General features: G+C 65.9%; 16 protein-coding genes. 7 read left to right on the forward strand and 9 right to left on the reverse strand.

Translation table 11 applies throughout. The features are described 5' to 3' along the window. Positions 1-190 precede the first annotated feature (190 nt). Genes NS1_RS04325 through NS1_RS04340 form a run of 4 tightly spaced genes read left to right on the forward strand, consistent with a single transcriptional unit; the run spans position 191 to position 4258 of the window. Positions 191-1048 carry an oxygenase MpaB family protein gene (locus NS1_RS04325; RefSeq protein WP_062981836.1) on the forward strand — a complete coding sequence of 286 codons (858 nt, stop codon included), beginning with the start codon at positions 191-193 and terminating at the stop codon, positions 1046-1048. Between the two features lie 11 nt (positions 1049-1059). Further along, complete coding sequence (locus tag NS1_RS04330; RefSeq protein WP_062981838.1) at positions 1060-2913, forward strand: AMP-dependent synthetase/ligase; 1854 nt, start codon at positions 1060-1062, stop codon at positions 2911-2913. 33 nt (positions 2914-2946) lie between these two features. After that, positions 2947-3876: a hydroxymethylbilane synthase gene (gene hemC / locus NS1_RS04335; protein ID WP_062981840.1), complete on the forward strand. Its 930-nt coding sequence runs from the start codon at positions 2947-2949 to the stop codon at positions 3874-3876. Between the two features lie 58 nt (positions 3877-3934). Continuing rightward, positions 3935-4258: a WhiB family transcriptional regulator gene (locus NS1_RS04340; RefSeq protein WP_084503481.1), complete on the forward strand. Its 324-nt coding sequence runs from the start codon at positions 3935-3937 to the stop codon at positions 4256-4258. A gap of 28 nt (positions 4259-4286) precedes the next feature. On the opposite strand, the gene NS1_RS04345 is transcribed toward NS1_RS04340, so the two are convergent. Next, a complete protein-coding gene (locus NS1_RS04345) occupies positions 4287-4919 on the reverse strand; it encodes a TetR/AcrR family transcriptional regulator (RefSeq protein WP_062981844.1) in 633 nt (210 codons plus the stop codon). A gap of 46 nt (positions 4920-4965) precedes the next feature. Then, on the reverse strand, positions 4966-5709 hold the full coding sequence (locus NS1_RS04350) for an SDR family NAD(P)-dependent oxidoreductase (RefSeq protein WP_062981846.1): 744 nt from the start codon (positions 5707-5709) through the stop codon (positions 4966-4968). Positions 5710-6449: 740 nt separating this feature from the next. On the opposite strand from NS1_RS04350, the gene NS1_RS04355 reads away from it, so the two are divergent. From NS1_RS04355 to NS1_RS04365, 3 genes are all read left to right on the forward strand, one after another. Beyond that, positions 6450-7691 carry an oxygenase MpaB family protein gene (locus NS1_RS04355; RefSeq protein ID WP_062981848.1) on the forward strand — a complete coding sequence of 414 codons (1242 nt, stop codon included), beginning with the start codon at positions 6450-6452 and terminating at the stop codon, positions 7689-7691. A gap of 68 nt (positions 7692-7759) precedes the next feature. Beyond that, the gene (locus NS1_RS04360; RefSeq protein WP_062981850.1) at positions 7760-8038 is read left to right on the forward strand and encodes a hypothetical protein; all 279 of its coding nucleotides are present in this window, start codon (positions 7760-7762) and stop codon (positions 8036-8038) included. A 577-nt stretch (positions 8039-8615) separates the two neighbouring features. Beyond that, positions 8616-9269 carry a class I SAM-dependent methyltransferase gene (locus NS1_RS04365; RefSeq protein WP_157125095.1) on the forward strand — a complete coding sequence of 218 codons (654 nt, stop codon included), beginning with the start codon at positions 8616-8618 and terminating at the stop codon, positions 9267-9269. Positions 9270-9318: 49 nt separating this feature from the next. Here NS1_RS04365 and NS1_RS04370 read toward each other — a convergent pair whose 3' ends face one another. The 7 genes from NS1_RS04370 to NS1_RS04400 form a co-directional block, all read right to left on the reverse strand. Next, positions 9319-10353, reverse strand: a complete 1035-nt coding sequence (locus NS1_RS04370) for an alpha/beta hydrolase (protein WP_255284417.1) — start codon at positions 10351-10353, stop codon at positions 9319-9321. A gap of 143 nt (positions 10354-10496) precedes the next feature. Next, the gene (locus NS1_RS04375; RefSeq protein ID WP_062981857.1) at positions 10497-11531 is read right to left on the reverse strand and encodes an alpha/beta fold hydrolase; all 1035 of its coding nucleotides are present in this window, start codon (positions 11529-11531) and stop codon (positions 10497-10499) included. A gap of 81 nt (positions 11532-11612) precedes the next feature. Continuing rightward, positions 11613-12941: a lipase family protein gene (locus NS1_RS04380; protein ID WP_062981859.1), complete on the reverse strand. Its 1329-nt coding sequence runs from the start codon at positions 12939-12941 to the stop codon at positions 11613-11615. Then, positions 12938-13897: an AurF N-oxygenase family protein gene (locus NS1_RS04385; protein ID WP_056820609.1), complete on the reverse strand. Its 960-nt coding sequence runs from the start codon at positions 13895-13897 to the stop codon at positions 12938-12940. The genes NS1_RS04380 and NS1_RS04385 overlap by 4 nt, the downstream gene beginning before the upstream one ends. Positions 13898-13981: 84 nt before the next feature. Further along, positions 13982-14665 carry a TetR/AcrR family transcriptional regulator gene (locus NS1_RS04390; RefSeq protein WP_062981861.1) on the reverse strand — a complete coding sequence of 228 codons (684 nt, stop codon included), beginning with the start codon at positions 14663-14665 and terminating at the stop codon, positions 13982-13984. A gap of 233 nt (positions 14666-14898) precedes the next feature. Next, positions 14899-16056, reverse strand: coding sequence for a CaiB/BaiF CoA transferase family protein (locus NS1_RS04395; protein WP_062981863.1), 1158 nt, complete (start codon positions 16054-16056; stop codon positions 14899-14901). After that, positions 16053-18287 carry an acyl-CoA dehydrogenase family protein gene (locus NS1_RS04400; RefSeq protein WP_062981865.1) on the reverse strand — a complete coding sequence of 745 codons (2235 nt, stop codon included), beginning with the start codon at positions 18285-18287 and terminating at the stop codon, positions 16053-16055. Before NS1_RS04400 ends, NS1_RS04395 begins: the two co-directional genes overlap by 4 nt.

The following is an 18287-nucleotide window of genomic DNA, read 5'->3' on the forward strand; positions in this document are numbered from 1 at the left end:
CTCCGAAGGGCTCGGGTACTCGGGACGAGCGATCGGAATCTTCATACCGACAGCCGATGGCGATCGTAGCCTGTGGAGGAATCGTTGGTAACTTAATGCGGTCGAAAGTACAGAAAAGTATTGTGGAAGCCCGGCCTCGGTGAGAATATGAGCGCGTGAATCTCTCATCCTTTCGAACCGGAGGGCGGCCATGACCCGTTCAGCAAGGGCTGGTCGGCCGCAGGATGTCTCGGACGACATCGCGCGCCGCCACCGCTACCTCAACGGCGTCGGCGCGTTGCTCGGCGGCCCGGCGAATGTGATCATGCAGCTGAGCCTGCCGCCGGTGGGGCGCGGTGTGGTGGAAAGCGTCGTCGAATCAGGTAGCTACGCAACGCGACCGGCCAAGCGCGGTCGAACCACGCTCACCTATCTCGCGGTGGCGATGATCGGAACCGACGAAGATCAGGCGGCATACCGTGCCGCGGTGGGCACCGCGCACCGCCAGGTGCGCTCTGGCCCGCACAGCCCTGTTCGGTACAACGCCTTCGACCCCCGGCTCCAGCTGTGGGTCGCCGCCTGCCTGTACCGCGGCGTCCTGGACACGGTGAACCTGCTGTACGGCGGGATGAACGAGCAGGATGCCGACGAGATGTATCACGATGCCGCCAGGTTCGGGACAACTCTGCAGATGCCCGCCGAACTGTGGCCCGCCGACCGCGCAGCCTTCGATCTGTACTGGGACTCGATGCTCGGTGATCTGTCCTTCGACGACGAAGTCCGCACCTATCTGCTCAACTACGTGGTCGAGCTGGCGGCATGGAGTCGAAGCACCCGCGTGCTGTTCGGTCGGCCGAATCGCTTCTTCACCACCGGGTTTCTGCCACAGCAGTTCCGTGACGCGTTGGGCCTGCGGTGGAGCCCTCGCAGGCAGCGGGTGTTCGAAATCGTGATGCGCACCGTCGGTCGACTACTCGAGGTGCTGCCGGACTCCTGGCGAGCTCAACCCTTCGAGCGCTACCTGGAAGACATGCGTGAGCGTCGATCCCAGGGCAAGAATTTGATCTGAGCGGGCACAGGGTGCATCGGGCCAGATCCTCGGTCGCTTTCCCGCATCGCTGCGGCAATTTCATCTTCACTTTGCCCGAAGCATTTCAAGCGACCGTCGCGATGGGAGGGGACACGACGGCCTTGCGGAGCCATGACCGCACGAGTCAGTTCTCCTGGCGTGAATACGGAGACGCTGTGCGTGACATCGCGTGCGGACTGCTCGAACTGTCGGTCGAAAAAGGTGAGACGATCGGCCTGATGCTGTCGAACAGGCCGGAATTCCACCTGGTGGACGCTGCCGCGCTGCACGTCGGCGCGACTCCGTTCTCGATCTACAACACGATGTCACCACAGCAGATCGCCGAAGTCTGCGCCAATGCCGAAAACCGAATCATTGTCACCGAGAGCCGGTTCCTGCCCGTTCTCAGACAGGCGGGGGTGATGTTCGAGGTCATCATCTGCGTAGACGATCCGATACGCGGGACGCTACCGCTGGAAAAACTCGCCGAGATGAAAGCGAAGGCGCACATTTTCGACTCGGTCTGGCGCGATGTCCGCCCTGACGACCTCGCGACAATCAGTTACACCTCCGGTACGACCGGTTCACCGAAGGGCGTGGAGTTGTCGCATGCCAACATCCTGGCCCAATTGGTAGGTCTCGCCGAACATCTGCCCGTAGGCCCCCAGGATCGGATCCTGTCGTACCTGCCGGCCGCCCATATCGCCGACCGGGTAACCGCTCACTACGGCGCCATGGTCCGTGGTGTGCAGGTGACAACGCTCCATGAACCGACGAAGTTGGCAGAGGCGTTGTCGGACACGCGCCCGACGATCGTGTTCGGGGTTCCCCAAGTGTGGCAGAAGACCGCATCCGCGATCGAACGTGGAATCGATACTCACCCGAACGCGGCCGCCCGGAGGATCGGCCGTTGGGCACTGACTGCCAGCCGGCGCTGCGCGAACGTGCGCATCGAGGGGGGTCGACCTGGCCCAGGATTGTGGCTTCGGTCTCGAGTGGCCGATCGGCTGGTGCTGCGCCGGGTACTGCAGGCAACTGGCCTGGACGCCGTGCGTTTCGCGGTGTCGGGTGCCGCGCCGTTGTCCAGGGATACCACCCAGTTCTTTCATGCGTTCGGAATCCCCCTGACCCAAGTCTGGGGGCTGACCGAGGCCACCGGCGTCTGCACCACGACTTCGACGACCGAGCTGTCGGCAAGGTCGGTCGGGAAGCCGGTAGTCGGCGTCGACATGCGGCTCGGTGTCGATGGCGAGATATTCCTGCGCGGACCGACCGTCATGCGCGGATACCATCAGGACCAGGCGGCCACCTACCGAGCCATCGATGCCGAGGGCTGGTTGCGTACGGGCGACCTCGGAGAGATCGATGCCGAGGGCACACTCTGCGTCGTCGGTCGCAAGAGCGAGATGATCATCACCGATGAGGGAGACAACGTTTCTCCGGCCATCATCGAGAATGCCATCGCCGCCGCGTCTTTCCTGATCGGCCATGTGCTGGTGATCGGTGAGCAGCGGCCGTATCTGACAGCGCTGATCACCCTGGACGAAGAGGCCATCGCCGCCGATGCTCGACTGGCGAACGTCGAGCCTGCCACGCTCGATGTTCTGTGCACACGACCCGGAATTCGCGCCGCGGTGTCCGAAGCCGTTCGCGCAGCGAATTCCGCGGTGTCGGGGCCAGAGCAGGTCCGGCGGTTCGCGTTGCTCGACCATGCCTGGCGGCTCGGTAGCGCGGAAGTCACTCCCAAATCAAGCCTGCGTCGCCGGGTGATCGAGCAGAAATACGGTGCGGAAATCGAGTCGCTCTACCATTCCTCGCCACCGAGCAACGTCATCGAGGCCCACTGGCCGTCACGTGGAATGTAATCGGAATTACCAGACCAAGAGCAAGGGTCCACTATGCCTCGTTCACGCAGAATTCGGATATCAACACGGTCGAGCCCGATGGCTGTTCATCAGGCCGAACAAGTGGCAGCGGGCCTGAATCGGCTCGGCGCCGAAACCGAGCTGATCAAACTCACGACGGCGGGTGATCGGTGGATGGGCGACCTGGCTGTGCTCGGCGGCAAGGGCGCGTTCGTCAAGGAGATCGACAGTGCGTTGCTCAACAACGAGGCCGATGTGGCGGTGCACTGCCTGAAGGATGTTCCCGGCGATGTCCCTATCCCACCGGGTTCGACCTTCGCCGCCTACTTGGCCCGCGACGATGTCCGCGATGCCGTGATCAGCCGCACCGGCGCCGCACTGTCCGACCTTTCCCCCGGCGCCATCGTCGGCACGAGTTCCGTGCGCCGAACAGCGCAACTGCAACTGCGTCACCCTCACCTCGATATCCAGCCGCTGCGGGGCAACGTCAACACCAGGCTGGCTCGCCTCGACGAGGGCCATTTCGACGCGATCATCGCCGCGGTGTCGGGCCTTCGACGGGTCGGTCAACAGCACCGAATCACCGAAACCCTCACGATCGAGCACATGTGCCCGCCGATCGGTGCGGGAATCATCGTGCTGCAGTGTCGCGACGATGACGACGAGGTGAAGCAGTTGGCCGCTCAGCTGGACCATCCTGGCACCCGCCGCCAGGCTACGGCCGAACGAGCGTTGCTGCACGCCCTCCAAGGACATTGCAACTCTCCGATCGCGGGCTTGGCGACCGACGCTCCGGGCGGCCGAATCATATTGCGCGGCACAGTCTTCTCCGCAGACGGATCGCGATGGCTCGATGCCCAGGACTGGGGCGTCGATGATGATCCCGAGTCCTTGGGATTCTTCATCGGGTCGAACCTGCTGCGTCAGGGCGCACGTCGATTGATCGACGAGATCCCGCACTGACCCGTGCGTATGCGGACGCACTCGACAATTCCTACTCACGATCAACAGGAGAACACCAATGGCTGCCGATAGTCGACGACCTGATCGCAGCGCGCGTGTCGTCCTCCCTGGGCCGACCGCCGCAGCATGGGACTGGCAGTTGACCGCCCGGTGCAGGCAGATGGACCACGAGCTGTTCTTTCCGAGCACCGAGGAACGCCTCGGATCGGTCCGCACCCAGGTTCTGCTCGCGAAGAAGATCTGCCGGGCGTGCCCGGTGCTCGCCCATTGTCGCGCCTACGCCATCGAAGCCGGTGAGACGCACGGAATCTGGGGTGGAATGACGGCATTGGAACGCGGGCGGCATCGGCGTCGAACCTCGTTGCGCCACGCGGACACCTAGAAGATCCGAAACCCCACCGGTATTCGCACTAGCCGAGTCCGGACAGGCCTGTCCAGAACAGGGCGACGGTGGTGTCGACCGCGTCGGTTTTGGGGATCGGGCGACCGGCGTCGAACCAGTAGCGCGCCGCCAGATGGCTGGCGCCGACGAGACCGAAAGCGCACGCCTGGGCGCGGTAGGAATCCATTCCCGCCGCGTCGAGTTCGGCACCGACCAGTGCGGCGCATTCGTCCATCGCGACACGCACCCGCCCCTCGACGCTCGGCTCACTCGGGACCGGGGTGTCGAAGACAAGTGTGTATCCCGCGCCGTCGTCTTCGTCGACGAAGTCGAAATAGGCCGTCACCACGCGCCGGACCTTGTTCTCGTACCCCGTGGTCGTGCGGAGCGCGTGACGGATCCCATCGGTCATCTGGTCCAGATAGCGTTGCAGGACAGTGGAATACAGGTCCACCTTGCCCAGAAAGTGGTCGTAGAGCACCGGTTTGCTCACCTGCGCCCTGATGCTGATCTCTTCCATGCTGGCGCCGTGGAAACCGTGATTCACGAAGACGTCACGCGCGGCGTCGATGACGACCTCGCGACGCCGCGCACGGGCGACGCCGCGTGCTGCGCGGGGAGAGATGTGCATGTTCCCCACGTCGCCGCGCATGACGGTCATCGGGCTGTGCTCGATCCGTCAGCCCGAGTCGGTGACGGGCAGCCGATCATGCTCGCCACAGCTGGCTTCCCGACCGGGATACGACGATATTGGGGACGACAGCATTGGCGGACAGACGAGTGATGGCCAGTACCAGTTCCGCGATGTCGCCGGTGGTGAGCATCGCCGCACGGTCGAGCTCCTCGCGCTTCCACGCCGTCATATCGGTATCGACATAGCCGGGTGAGATGGCTGTCGCGCTGACACCGTTCGCGGACTCCTCCAGCGAGATGGTTTCGCAGAGGGACACCAAAGCGGCCTTCGAGGCCCCATAGGCGGCCAAGCCCGGCTCGCCGGCGACACCGGTGATCGAGGCCAGCGCAACGATCTTCGCACCTGTGCCGGGGTTGTCCTTCGCCGTCTCGCGCAGCAATGGCAGGCAATGCTGCACCAGGGTCAGGGGACCCCGGACATTGATGTCGAACATGCGGTTGTAGCTGGAGGCGCTCATGGTCGCTACCGGTCCGGCGGTGCCGGTGCCCGCGCAGTGCACCAACACGTCGAGGCGACCGAACCGGTCGGCGTGGACATCGGCGAGCCGCTGTAGCTGCTCGGAATCGTTCATATTGGCGATCACGGTCTCCACGTCGACGCCGTGGTCGTTGCGTAGCTCTTCAGCGGCGCTGTCCAGCACGGCTTTGTCGCGAGCGGCGAGCGTGAGGTCGTAGCCGAGTTCGGCCAGGCGTCGCGCGACCTCGGCGCCGATCCCGCGCGAGCCGCCGGTGATCAGGGCGCACCGTCGATTCGTCATCACTGCGCCGATCCCGCGCCGGGAACCTGCGACAGTCCCCCACCGAACTTCGCCCCGCCGGGCGGTGTCGGCATCACGTCGACGATGACAGCGGACATCTTTGACTCTCCTCGCGCGTCGTCGCCGACCGTCGGCGACAGCGTCCACAAGTTAATCACGATTCTCTTCAAATCGGAACGCCGGTCGAGGGCCGAAAGCGAGACGCATCGTCGCGAGTTTACGGCACTATGTTACGTGGTGTTCCCAACCACGGTCCTGCCGCCACTCGGTGGACCGCAGCCCTCGGACCGATCGGCTGGGCGACGAAGCGATTCAGGCCCGACACTCTTCGCATGTGCCTCTTACGGCAGTGTTTGCGAATCGAAATCGGCTACATAGGGCGAGGTGCGGCGCGCAACGGCCAGGGCGAGTCGTCCGGTACCCCGTGACCCCTCCCAGCTAAGTTACCGACCATACATCGATCGCCGATCAGTGCTGCGGATCGCCGGTTCGGCCCTACTCCTGAGCGCATGCCCCAGCCGAAAGGCTAGTAACAGTGCAGTTCAGAGCGATATTTCGACAGATCGACACACCGTCCCACCCTTCGAACCCGAGCGATTGCAAGGCGCAAGTCCGCAGAACGTAGACACCGCGCCGAACGCCTGTTAAGTTACTGCACATTCTAGTCCGTCTCGACGAGGCACATCGAGTGCTCACGAGGCGGTCTAGAGGTCTGAGTGTGCTCAATGAGGAGTCATGTCATGGATAGTCTCAATAGGCGTAACGCGCTGAAGGCCGGCGGAATGCTCGGCGTCGCAGGCGCTATCGGATTGGGTGCGACCGCACGGGCCGATCCGTGGACGTGGTCGCCAGAAGGATCGATAGCCGGATCCGGAGCCGGTGTCGACCCGTTGACGGTATGGGATCCCGAAGCTGACGAACTCGTCGCGGGACTCATCGACCGCGGCGAAGTCCCCAAGATCAACGAGTTGTTGCGGACCTGGACCAGGAACGGTCAGGCACTGCCTGCCGGTTTGCCCACGGAGTTGCGCGACTTCATGGAGTACGCCCGCCGACTGCCGCAGTGGACCGATCAAGGCAAATTGGATACCGCGATCGCGTTCAACAAGAAGCGCGGACTGTATCTCGGGGTGCTCTACGGGTTCGCCAGCGGCATGATGAGCACCGTCATCCCGAAGGAGGCGCGGTCGGTCTATTACTCCAAGGGCGGCCACGACCTCAAAGACCGCATCACCAAGACCGCGAAACTCGGCTATGACATCGGTAGCGCGAATGCCTACACCCCTGACGGGGAGATGATCGTCACCTGCGTCAAAACCCGGCTGGTGCACGCGGCGGTGCGCCATCTGCTGCCGCAGTCCCCGCACTGGGTGAACTCCGCGGAGGAGGACATCCCGATCAGCCAGAACGACATCATGGTCACCTGGCACAGCCTGCCGACGACCGTGATGAAACACCTCAACTCGTGGAAGGTGCCGATCCCGGCACACGAATCGGACGCTTTCCTGCACTCCTGGCAGGTCGCCGCGCACCTGCTGGGTGTCCGCGACGAATACATCCCCAAGTCATGGCCCGACGCCAATTCCCAAGCGGCGCAGATCCTCGATCCCATCCTCGCGCCGACGCCGGAAGGCGCCAAGCTGGCCGATCGGCTCCTCAGCCTGGGCGCCAACATCGATCTGTCGATTCTGAGCAAGCCGGTACTCGGCGCGTTCACTCGTTTCCTGCTCGGCGACAAGATCGCCGACGGGCTCGCGATTCCGAGGGAACCGGTCTGGGATCCCCTGCTCCAGGTCGCTTGGGGTCCGTTCATCGCCGTGCGCGAGGGCCTGCTCACCGTCGTCCCGCCGCTCGAGGATCCCTACTGGCTCCTCGACGAATTCCTGCGCAAGGCCGCCCTGATCTATCTGGCCGAACTGCGCCTGCCGATCAGCATCGAACTCCCGATGATGAACCGCGACATGAGCAAGCCGCCGCGCTGACACGTCGGCGAAGTTCTCCCACGAACCCCATTTCCAGGGAGTTCCTACTCCCTAGCAAGGAGCACGACATGCGTAACACCCTTCGTATCGCCGCGGCCTCGGTCGCGGTAGCCGGCCTCGTCGGAACCGCAGCGGGCACGGCAGTAGCCGAGACAGGCTCGTCGGGAGCCGACGCGGGCTCGGCCGCGGCCAACTCGGCCGTTCTACTGGCCGGGCAAGGTGACATCATCGGATTGATCGTCCTGCTCGGGGTCACTCCGTTCCAGATCCTGACCGGTGGAGTCTGCGACCTGGCGACAGCGGCAGGTTCGGCCAGCCCGTGCACGCCGGGAGCCAAGCACTACTGAAAGGCTCTTGTCTCGAATTGCGCGACAGTGCAGTCGAACGCACAGATTCAATGCCTTGGACGCCGAAACCGGTAGCTGCGTCCGGAGTTCGCGAGGTGCTCGACTACTTCGGGAAGTGCCCGTCCTGCGGTTATCCGGCGCGGGCCAGCACGCACACCGTCTATTACAGCGACGGGTCGACCACCGCGATGGTAACCGGCATATGCGAGTCACCCTGCGGTTGGTCCGGACCGGTCGCCCTCACCACGATGACTGATCGCCGCCGGTTCGATCAGCAGGATTGACGGCACACCGACGACGTGATGCCGCGGAAACCGGTTCGGCGCATCGGGCGTGAGCACACACCCGATGCGCCGAATCCGTTACCTCCCACCATGATCCGGTCCCCTTCTCCGGCGGGCAGCCTCGTCGGCCACGCCGCGCGCCTGTCGAGACGCGCAGGCAATGTCGCCCGATGTCGCGGCACCGCAATGTAGTCGGACTACGCTGACCGCCATTGCCGCCCATCGATGCATTGAGGGGATCAAGCGTGACCAGCAGCGAATTCGCGTACACCGGGTGCGACAACCTGGAGGCGATGACCGAAGCGGTCAACTACAACAAGTTTCTGATCGACTGCGTAGATAAACATGTCACGTCGCCAGATCTACGCATACTCGACTTCGGCGCTGGTAGAGGCACCTATGCCGATATGTTGGCCGAGCGTCGGATCATCCCGGATTGTCTCGAACCCGACGCCGAGTTGCAGAAATTGCTGCTGTCGAAGGGCTACAAGGTCGTCGATTGCGAGGCCGAGCCGTCCGAATCCGAACTGTACAGTCTCATCTATTCTTTCAACGTTTTCGAGCACATCAAGAACGACCAGGAAGCGTCGGAACACCTCACCTCGCTGTTGCGGCCGGGAGGGACGCTGGTGATCTATGTGCCGGCGCTCGAGATGCTGTTCACGTCCATGGACACGAAGGTCGGGCACTACCGTCGTTACCGCCGGACCCAGCTCAATCGCATACTGCGCAACGCCGGGCTGGAGATCGTGGAGTCGCGCTACTGCGACCCGATCGGCTTCTTCGCCACCTTGGCGTACAAATTCGCGGGCAGCGACGACGGCACGATCAACACGCGGGCGCTGAAGCTCTACGACCGGGTGGTGTTCCCGCTCAGCAAGCTCCTTCAGGTCGTCACCGGCAAGCTCTTCGGGAAGAACATCCTGGTCGTCGCCACGAAGGCCTGACCGTCGCCCTCGTCGCCCGGCAGTGGCGACGAGGGTCGACGCGGTCGGCTCAGTTGGTCCGGCTGCCGAGCGACTGCGCCAGGAAAGGCCAGGAGGATCGCAGGTCGTCTTCCCAGTATCCCCACGAGTGTGTGCCGACGGGACGCTCGTCCAGCGTGACCGGAATGTTCAACTCGCGCAGTCGGTTGGCGAGGTTCACGGTGCAGAAGTGCACTGCCGCTTCGATGGGGCCGCCGAACGCGATCTGAACGGGGAGCGGGATCCTGCCGTCCTGGACACGGGGGTCGGCCGGTGTGTCGTGGGGTGCGCCGGGTATGCCGGTGCCGGTGCTCAGATAGACCTCGGTGCCTCGTAGTCCTTCCGCGTTGACGAGCGGATCATTGGCTCGCCACAGCGGGCCGTTGCGCGGTCCCCACATGTTCTCGATGCTCTGGCCGCCGCCCCAGTTCTCCACCGTGATCTTGACGAACTCCTGGCCGATGGGGTCCGACGTCTGCGCGCAACCGCTGTAGGAGGCCACGCTGTTCCAGAAGCCGGGCTTGGCGATCGCCAGATTCAGCACCGATGTGCCGCTCATCGACACACCGACCACAGTGCGGTTTCCGTCGGCGCGCAGGAACCCCTCGATGACCGAGGGCAACTCTTCGTTGAGGAACGTCTGCCATTTGTTGCGACCGAGCACGGCGTCGTCGCGCACCCAGTCGGTGTAGTAGGAGCTGGCGCCCCCGACCGGGGTCACGACGTTGACGTCCTTGTCTCGAAGGAAGCTCACGGCGTCGGTCTGCGCGTCCCAACCGCTCTGATTCGGGCCACCTTGGGAGCCGTTGAGCAGGTACATCGTCGGCCGCGGGTTCGCGGTGTCGGCAGCACGGATGACCTGCAACGGGATCGGTTTGTCCATCGCCGGAGAGAAGACGGTCACCAGTTGGCGCCTGTCGTCGATGTCGACCGCCGAGACCACCCGCGCGGCGTCGGGTGCGGCGACCGCGACATTCGCGGGCAGCGCCAGACCTGCCAGGGTCAGCGCGCTCACCAACGCCGCGTGCACCCTCGCCGTACGGATCGATCGCCGTGTTCTTCTCACTGACAAAACCTCTCGTCTACCGGGTGCACTGTCGAGGCAGTGCGGGTCACCCCACGGTCGACGTGAGGCATGTAGAGAGGTTCGGGCTGCCCCGGCCCGCGGTTTGGTGGAGGGCGGAAATTCTGCCGATCCGGGTACGGCGATCAGCGGCTGAGGAACTCCTCGATCGCGGGCCAGGTCGTATCGGCTGCCGACACCATGCCCAGGTGACCGCCGCTGACCTCGACGAATTCCACCTCGGCGGCGTTGGGCAGCACCTCGAGGCCGCGGCGCACCGAGGCCGCGGGCACCACCACATCGCTGCGGCTGCCTGCCAGCAATACCCGGCAGGTGACCTTCGACAGCTCGATCACCAGGTCCGACCGCAATCGGATCGAACCGCTCGCGAGTTCGTTGCGCAGCACCAGGCTGCGGTAGATCTGCCAGTACGAGCGGCCGGGGTAGCCGGGCATGGTGGCCATGAATCGGTCGGTCGCCTCCATCTTGGCCAGCGCCTCGGCGTCGAAGGCGTTGCGGGCCAGGTATATCGGTTTGGCGAGCTCGCGGTCGAAAGCCTGGATCCGGAAGCCCAGCCGCACGAATTCCCGCGGGATGCCGCCCATGACCTTGGTCGCCACGGCCATCTCCCGACCACCGGTGACCTTGGCGACCAGGCGCAGCGGGATCAGGAACGCGGTGCGGGCCTGGTCGATCGGTGCAGCCAGGCAGGTGATCGAGGCGATCGGCAGGTCGGCATGGGAGGCCGCCGTCAGCAGGGCCAGCACACCGCCCAGCGACCAGCCGATGATGTCCACGCCGCGGCCGTCGTGTGCTTCGGAGACTCGCGAGATCGCCTCGGGCAGGATGTCGTCGGTCCAGTCCTCGAGACCGAGATCGCGATCGGCATAACCGAATTCGCCGTAGTCGATGACGTAGGGCTGCCTGCCCTGGTCGAGCAGATAGCGCACCAGACTCTGTCCCGGACGCAGGTCGAAGCACGCTGTGGTCACCGCGAGCGGCGGCACGAGCAGCACCGGATTACCCTTCGCCGACGTGGCGCGGTCGTAGCGTTTCAGGTGGCGGTGCGCCCCGTCGTACACCGTCGTCGACGGTGCGGGGCGGTAGGACTCGAGTCCACCACCGAACGACACCGACCACACATTGCGCACCGCGCGCGGCAGCTCGGCAACGATCCCCATCGGTAAACCCCTTACTTCACCAGTCACTGCCTGTCGGCAGACCCACAATCTTCATATCTTACCAGTGAGTAAGTTCTTGCTTCATGCTGCGCGATGAGCCCTGCTCGCCGTGCGTTCCGTGCCGTAACCGGCCGTCGAGGCCGTGATGGGGCGCCCGAACAGGACCCGCAGCGCGGCGAGCGCGAGGGCGCCCAGACCCCGACGACCCGCGGGGAGCGCGAGCACACTGCGCACCGTGCGGGTTTGCGACGGCGTCACCGCTACTCCGGCGAACCGGTCGTTGAGCCAGTTCAGGCTCAACGGTGTCGACAGCGGAAGCAGGGTGAGGTGTTCGCTGGCCCGGTCACGCAGGTAGGTCACGTGCGCGCCGTGCTCGCGATAGCGCTGCACGAGCGCGTCGATATCGGCCACCGAGATGATCTGGTCGTGCACGGCCTGCACGACCAGCAGCGGCACCGCGGGCGCCCGGTCGCCGAGCGTGAGATCGGCGAAGACAGCCAGCATCGCTTCCATCGCGAGGAGCTCGGCGATGGGGGTACCGCTGTGCCGGTCGACGTTGTAGCGAGCCAGCCGCACTACCGCGGCGGCGGTCGTCGACTGGGCGGCCTTGTCGAGCACCGCGCGACCTTCGTCGCTGAAATGGGTGGTGACGAGCTCCTCGAACGCCGGATACACCCGGCGCAGCGCGGCGACGACGAGTGTCGGCAGTCCGGCGTGCAGGCCGCCGTTGAGTCGATGGAAGGTCGAGACCAGATCGCCCACCGGGGAACCGAGCACCGCACCGACGATGTCGAGTTCGGGGGCGTAGGTCGGCGCCATTTCCGCGGCCCATGCCGTGGCCAGCCCGCCGCCGGAGTAGCCCCACAAGCCGACCTGCGCCGACGGGTCGAGCCCGCCGGGTTCGAAGGCCAACGCGGCGCGGATGCCGTCGAGGGCGCGGTAGCCCGGTTCGCGTGGCGCTCCCCACGCGCCGAGCATGCCCTCGTGATCCGGGATCGAGATCGCCCAGCCCTTGGACAGCGCGTCGACGAAACACAGGAGCTCCACGTGCGCGAACGTGCCGATGGCGCGGGAGCCGCGCTGCAACGAATAGGAGGGAAAAGCACGCGGCGAGATGGCGTCGATCGCGCACTGGAAAGACAGCAGGGGCGCACCGGGTGCGACACCGCCGACCGGCGCCACCACAGTGGTGACGGATGCCTCGGGCACGCCGTTGAGATCGGTCGTGCGATACAGCAGCTGCCACGCCTCGACCTTCAGCCCGATCAGACCGAACGCGGCGAGTTCGACCGGTCGCGAACGCAGGATCGTGCCCTCGGCGAGGCTCTCGAATCCGGGCCGGGGCGCGAAGAACGGATCCTTGTCCGGGAGCACGGCCTTCGTGGGCGCCGGCCAGCTTTCGGGCCTCATGCGAGCCTGCGCGCGGGCTCGCTGCGGTAGCGCGATACCGGTCCGTCGATGCCGAGCAGCCGCCACACCCGTTTGGCGACCGGGTTCATCAGGCCGATGTCGGTGGCCAGCGCGCGCACATCGGTGAACACGTCACGCTTGATGTGTCGGGATCCGGGGCTGCGCCAGTACGCGTCTCGCATCACCTCGTCGGGAATGCCGAACTTGTCGACGAACTGCTTCGGCGGGGTCGCGATCATCGCCAGCATCACCCGCATCGTGATCGGGAAGGCCACCGACAGCACGGTTTTCGATACCGGGTTCATCGAAGGCACGTTGCGGTGCAGATACTCGTGCGCGAACGAGATGTGCCTGGCCTCCTCGGCCACGTGGATCTCCATCACCCGATGGACCATCGGATGCAGGTCGGTGCCGCTGCGCAGCAGCGCCTTCTGCAGATGATCGATCGGCTCCTCGCCACCGAGGACCATCGTGAAGAAGAACCCGGGAAAGAACTTCACCGCGGGCGAGATGACCAGGGCGAGTGTGCGATCGACGGGGCCCATGCCAACCACATCGCGATAGCCGATGCGGTTGATCATCTCCTGGAACATCATCGTGTGGTTGCACTCTTCGGCGGCCTCGTGCGTGACGTAGCGGAATTCCGGGTCACCGTTGGGTACCGAGGTCAGGTACTGCATCAGCCCGCGGATCAGCAGCTGCTCGAAGTCGATGCCGACCTTGGCGATCCCGGCCTGGCGCCACAGACCCATCGCGATCTGCCGTTCGACCGGCTGCGCCTTGTACCAGGGGTGACGGCCCAGCGGGTCTTCCTCGGGCATGATCCAGCGCGGGTCGTCGGAGTGCACGGCGAACTCGGGCGAGTCCCAGTCGATATCGACGTAGGGATCGAAGTGTTTGGTCACCGAGCCTTCGGACAGGCTCTGCAGGACCTCGTGGTAGCTGGACAGCGTCATCGGTGTCTCCTCGGTACGATTCCACTACCCAGTTTAGTGGTACCAGCGGTACCACACAAGGGTTGACGCTACCGCGTGTTACATCTAATTATCCGCCGTCAGTTCGGCGATCGACGTCTGCGGATCGAGGGTGACGCCGACCTCGCGCAGACTGGCGTCGATGATCGCCCAGATGGCGACCTGCAGGTAGGACGACAGTTCGGCGGCGTCCATCGGCTGCATCGACCGGCTCAGCCACCGGTTGACGCTGCCGTCGACGAAGCTGACCAGGCCGAAGGCCATCGGTTCGGCGACTGCCTCCGGCGCGGACTGTGCCCGCAATGCGCTCGCGAACACCTCGCGCACGGTCCCCGCGATGGCGATCTTGGTCCCGGACACGATCGGTGAGTTGTGATCCTTGCTGGCACCGGATCCGGCCCCGAGGAAGTAGTGCAGACGCGGGTTGGTCGCGATCCAGCCCACATAGGCGTCGACGGAGCGTGCGATCGCCTCGGTGACGGTGCCCTCGGGATTCAGGGTGGGCGCGAGTACCGCCATCAAGTCGTCGATGATGCGGGTGCGCAGCTGTTCGTCGAGGTCTTGGCGGTCCTTGAACAGGCGATACAGGACCGAGCGAGGGACGCCGGCGAGGTCGGCGATCTCCTGGACGCCGACCGAGGCGCCCTGCGACTGCACGGCCTCGAGGGCGGCGGCGAGGATCAGTTCACGGCGGTCGGCGCGGTGGCGGTCCCAGCGGCTGGCTCTACCGTCGGTGCGCTGTGCGGTCACTTTCCTCCTGTTCTTTTGGAGCGCTGGCGCGCTCGAGTCGGGGCCCTTCGGGCCCCCGATCTTCCCTCCCTCCGGGTACTCCTTCGTCGCACCCTCCACTCAGTCCAGATCGGGGCGGGCCCCTCCGGGCAGGGAAACATAGGGGTTGCCGAGACCGGAGGGGCCGTTACCGAATACAACGACGAACTGTAGTGCAGCGGGTCGAGCCATATGGCACCGGTGATCGGTGGTTGTCAGGCGATCGCTCCGGCGCGGCGCAGACGGTCGGTCTCGTCGTCGCTGTAGCCGAGCTCGCGCAATACCGCGCCGGTGTCGGCGCCGGTGGCGCTGCCCGGGCGCGGCACCGGTGCGGGGGTGCGCCCGAACCGGGGGGCGGGTGCGGGCTGCCTGATGCCGCCGACCTCGACGAAGGCGTCACGGGCTTTGTTGTGCGGGTGCTCGTGGGCGTGCCACGGCGACAGCACCGGCGACACGCAGGCATCCGAGTCCGCGAACACCGCGGCCCACTCGTCGCGCGACTTGGTGGCGAACACCTCGGCCAGCGCCGCGCGTAGTTCCTCGGCGCTGTCGAGGTCGTACTGCGCGGGCAACTCGGCCGACGCCAAGCCGAGTCGGTCGAGCAGTTCGGCGTAGAAGTGTGGCTCGACGGCGCCGACCGCGACATATCCGCCGTCGGCGCAGCGATAGGTGTCGTAGTAGGCGCCGCCGCCGTCGAGCAGGTTCTCGCCCCGTTCGCCTTCCCACAGGCCCGCGGCGTGCATGCCGTGCACGAACGCCGTCAACAGGGCCGCTCCGTCGACCATCGCGGCGTCGACCACCTGGCCGAGGCCCGATCGCGTCCGTTCCTGCAGCGCGGCGAGCACACCGACGACGAGCAGCATTCCGCCGCCGCCGAAGTCCCCGAGCAGGTTCACCGGCGGAGTCGGATTCTGTCCGGCCCGGCCGAGCAGATCCAGCGCGCCGGCGACACCGATGTAGTTGATGTCGTGACCGGCGGCGTCGGCCAGCGGTCCGTCCTGGCCCCACCCGGTCATCCGGCCGTAGATCAGCCCGGGATTGCGAGCGGCGCAGTCGTCGGGCCCGATGCCCATGCGTTCGGCCACGCCCGGCCGGAACCCTTCGACGAGAATGTCGGCGGTTTCGGCCAGGCGAAGCACGACCTCCCGGCCGTCGGTCGATTTCAGGTCCACCGCGATGGAGGCGCGGCCGCGGTCGAGCACACCCGACGGGGCGAGCAGCCCCGCCGAGTCACCGACCCGATCCACGCGGATCACCTCGGCGCCGAGATCGGCCAGCACCATGCACGCGAAGGGACCCGGTGCGAGACTGGCGATTTCGATCACCCGCAGACCGGCGAGAGGTCCGCTCGTCCGAGAGCCGGGAGTACTCACCCGTTCACCGCCGCGTCCCGTGGCAGGCCGAGCATCCGTTCACCGATGACATTGAGCTGGACCTCGGTGGTGCCGCCGTAGATGGTGGTGGCACGGCCCGCGATCAGCTGTTCCATCGCGTGGTCGCTGCGCTCGCCGGGCACCGACACCACACCGGCGACGCCGAGTTCGGCGACGACGTACTCCGAAATCGCTTGTCCCAGCGCCATTCCCAGCAGCTTGCCGACGCTGGAGGTGGTGGACACGTCGATGCCGGACAGCTGCTTGAGCACCACCCGCGAACTGATCACGTCCACCGCGCGGCTCTCCGCCATGAGTTCGCCGAGCCGGTAGCGCGCCACCGGCGAGAGGTCGCGGCCGATCGCGAAACGCAGCAGGTCGGTGTCGGTGGCGTAGGCCTCCATCTTCTGACTCAGCGCCACCCGCTCACCGGCGAGGGTCGTGCGGGCCACGTGCCAGCCGTCGTCGACCTCGCCGACCACGTTCTCGTCCGGAATGAACACCTCGTCGAGGAACACCTCGTTGAACAGTGCCGATCCGGTCATCTCCCGCAGCGGGCGCACCGTGATCCCGGGCGAGGACATATCGAGCACGAAGTAGGTGATGCCTTCGTGTTTGGGCTTGTCGGGGCTGGTGCGCGCGATCAGCATCGCCCAGTCGGAGAACTGCGCGACCGTGGTCCAGATCTTCTGTCCGCTCACCCGCCAGCCACCGTCGACCTTGGTGGCCTTGGTGGTCAGGCTCGCCAGATCCGAGCCCGCGCCCGGTTCGCTGAACAGCTGGCACCACACCAGTTCGCCGCGCAAAGTCGGCACGACCAGTTCTTGTTTCTGGCGGTCGTCCCCGTGCGGAACGATCGCGCCGACCGCCCAGGTGCCCATCAGCAGCTGCGGCATCTGGATGCCGGAGGCCTTGATCTCCTGCGCGATCACCACCTGCTCGAGCGGGGACGCCGAGCGGCCGTAGGGGCGGGGCAGGTGCGGGAGGTTCCAGCCGCCGTCGCCGAGGGCGACGAGCTGGTCGTCCTCGTCGTCGATCGCCGCGATCTCGGCGAGTTCGGCCCGGACCGCGGCACGGATCTGTTCGGCCTCGGCGGGCAGTTCCAGTTCACTGGACAGGGTCAGCCCCGACAGCGCGTAACCGGCCACCGCCTCGGCACGTTCGTCGCGCGCACCGAGCTGACCACGCAACGCCAGGGCCCGCCGGTAGTACAGGTGCGCGTCGTGTTCCCAGGTGAAGCCGATGCCGCCGTGCACCTGGATGCACTCCTGGGCGACCTGTACCGCGGCGTCGGGAATGATCAGCGCGGCGACGGCCGCCGCGTAGTCGGCGGTGTCGTCGTCGCGATCGAGGGCGTACGCGGCGTCCCACAGCACGGCGCGCGCCTTCTCCAGCGCGATGCCCGTCTGGGCGCACTTGTGTTTGACACCCTGGAACTGACCGATCGGCCGACCGAATTGCACCCGGGTCTTGGCGTATTCCGACGCGGTCGACACACACCACGACATCACGCCGACCGCCTCGGCGCCGAGCACCACCGCGGCCACCGAACGCACGCGCGTCGACGTCACATCGAGCACCGCATCGAACGAGACCGCGACCGAATCCGCGTGCAGGCGAGCCGAACCACGCAGCACGTCGATGCTGTCCTGCGCGCTGATCGTGAGATCGATGTTCTCGAAGACGACCCACCGCTGTTCGCCGGCCACGGTGACCGGCGCGATGACGACATCGGCCGACAGGGCCCCGAGTACGCCATCGGCCGTTCCGCTGACGGTCAACGTGCCATCGGTCAGCGTGCCGGTGAGGTTCGAGGTCAAGGCCACCGCACCGGTGCGCGATCCGTCCGCCAGCCCGGCGAGCCGTGCGGAAGCCGATTCCGACGTGCCCTCGGCGCGTGTGCCGGACGCGGCGGCCAGCACCGCACCGGCGAGAACCGTCGGGACGAACGGGCCGGTGTGCAGGCCACGCCCGAGTGGTTCGAGTGCGACGGCCAGGGTCAGCAGACCGGCCCCTTGACCGCCGAGGTCCTCGGCGATGTGCAGGCTCAGCAGATCCTGGGCGACGAGCGCGTCCCAGTACGGCAGTACTTTGCCCGAGTCGGTGGACTCGACCGCGGCACGAACGACATCGGCCGTGACGGTTCGCTCGACGAATCCGGCGACCGAGTCGGCGAGGGCCAGATGGTCCTCGCTGACGCCGACCCCGAGCTCATAACTGTTGCGCGCCAT

Source organism: Nocardia salmonicida NBRC 13393 (assembly GCF_001613085.1).
GTDB lineage: Bacteria > Actinomycetota > Actinomycetes > Mycobacteriales > Mycobacteriaceae > Nocardia > Nocardia salmonicida.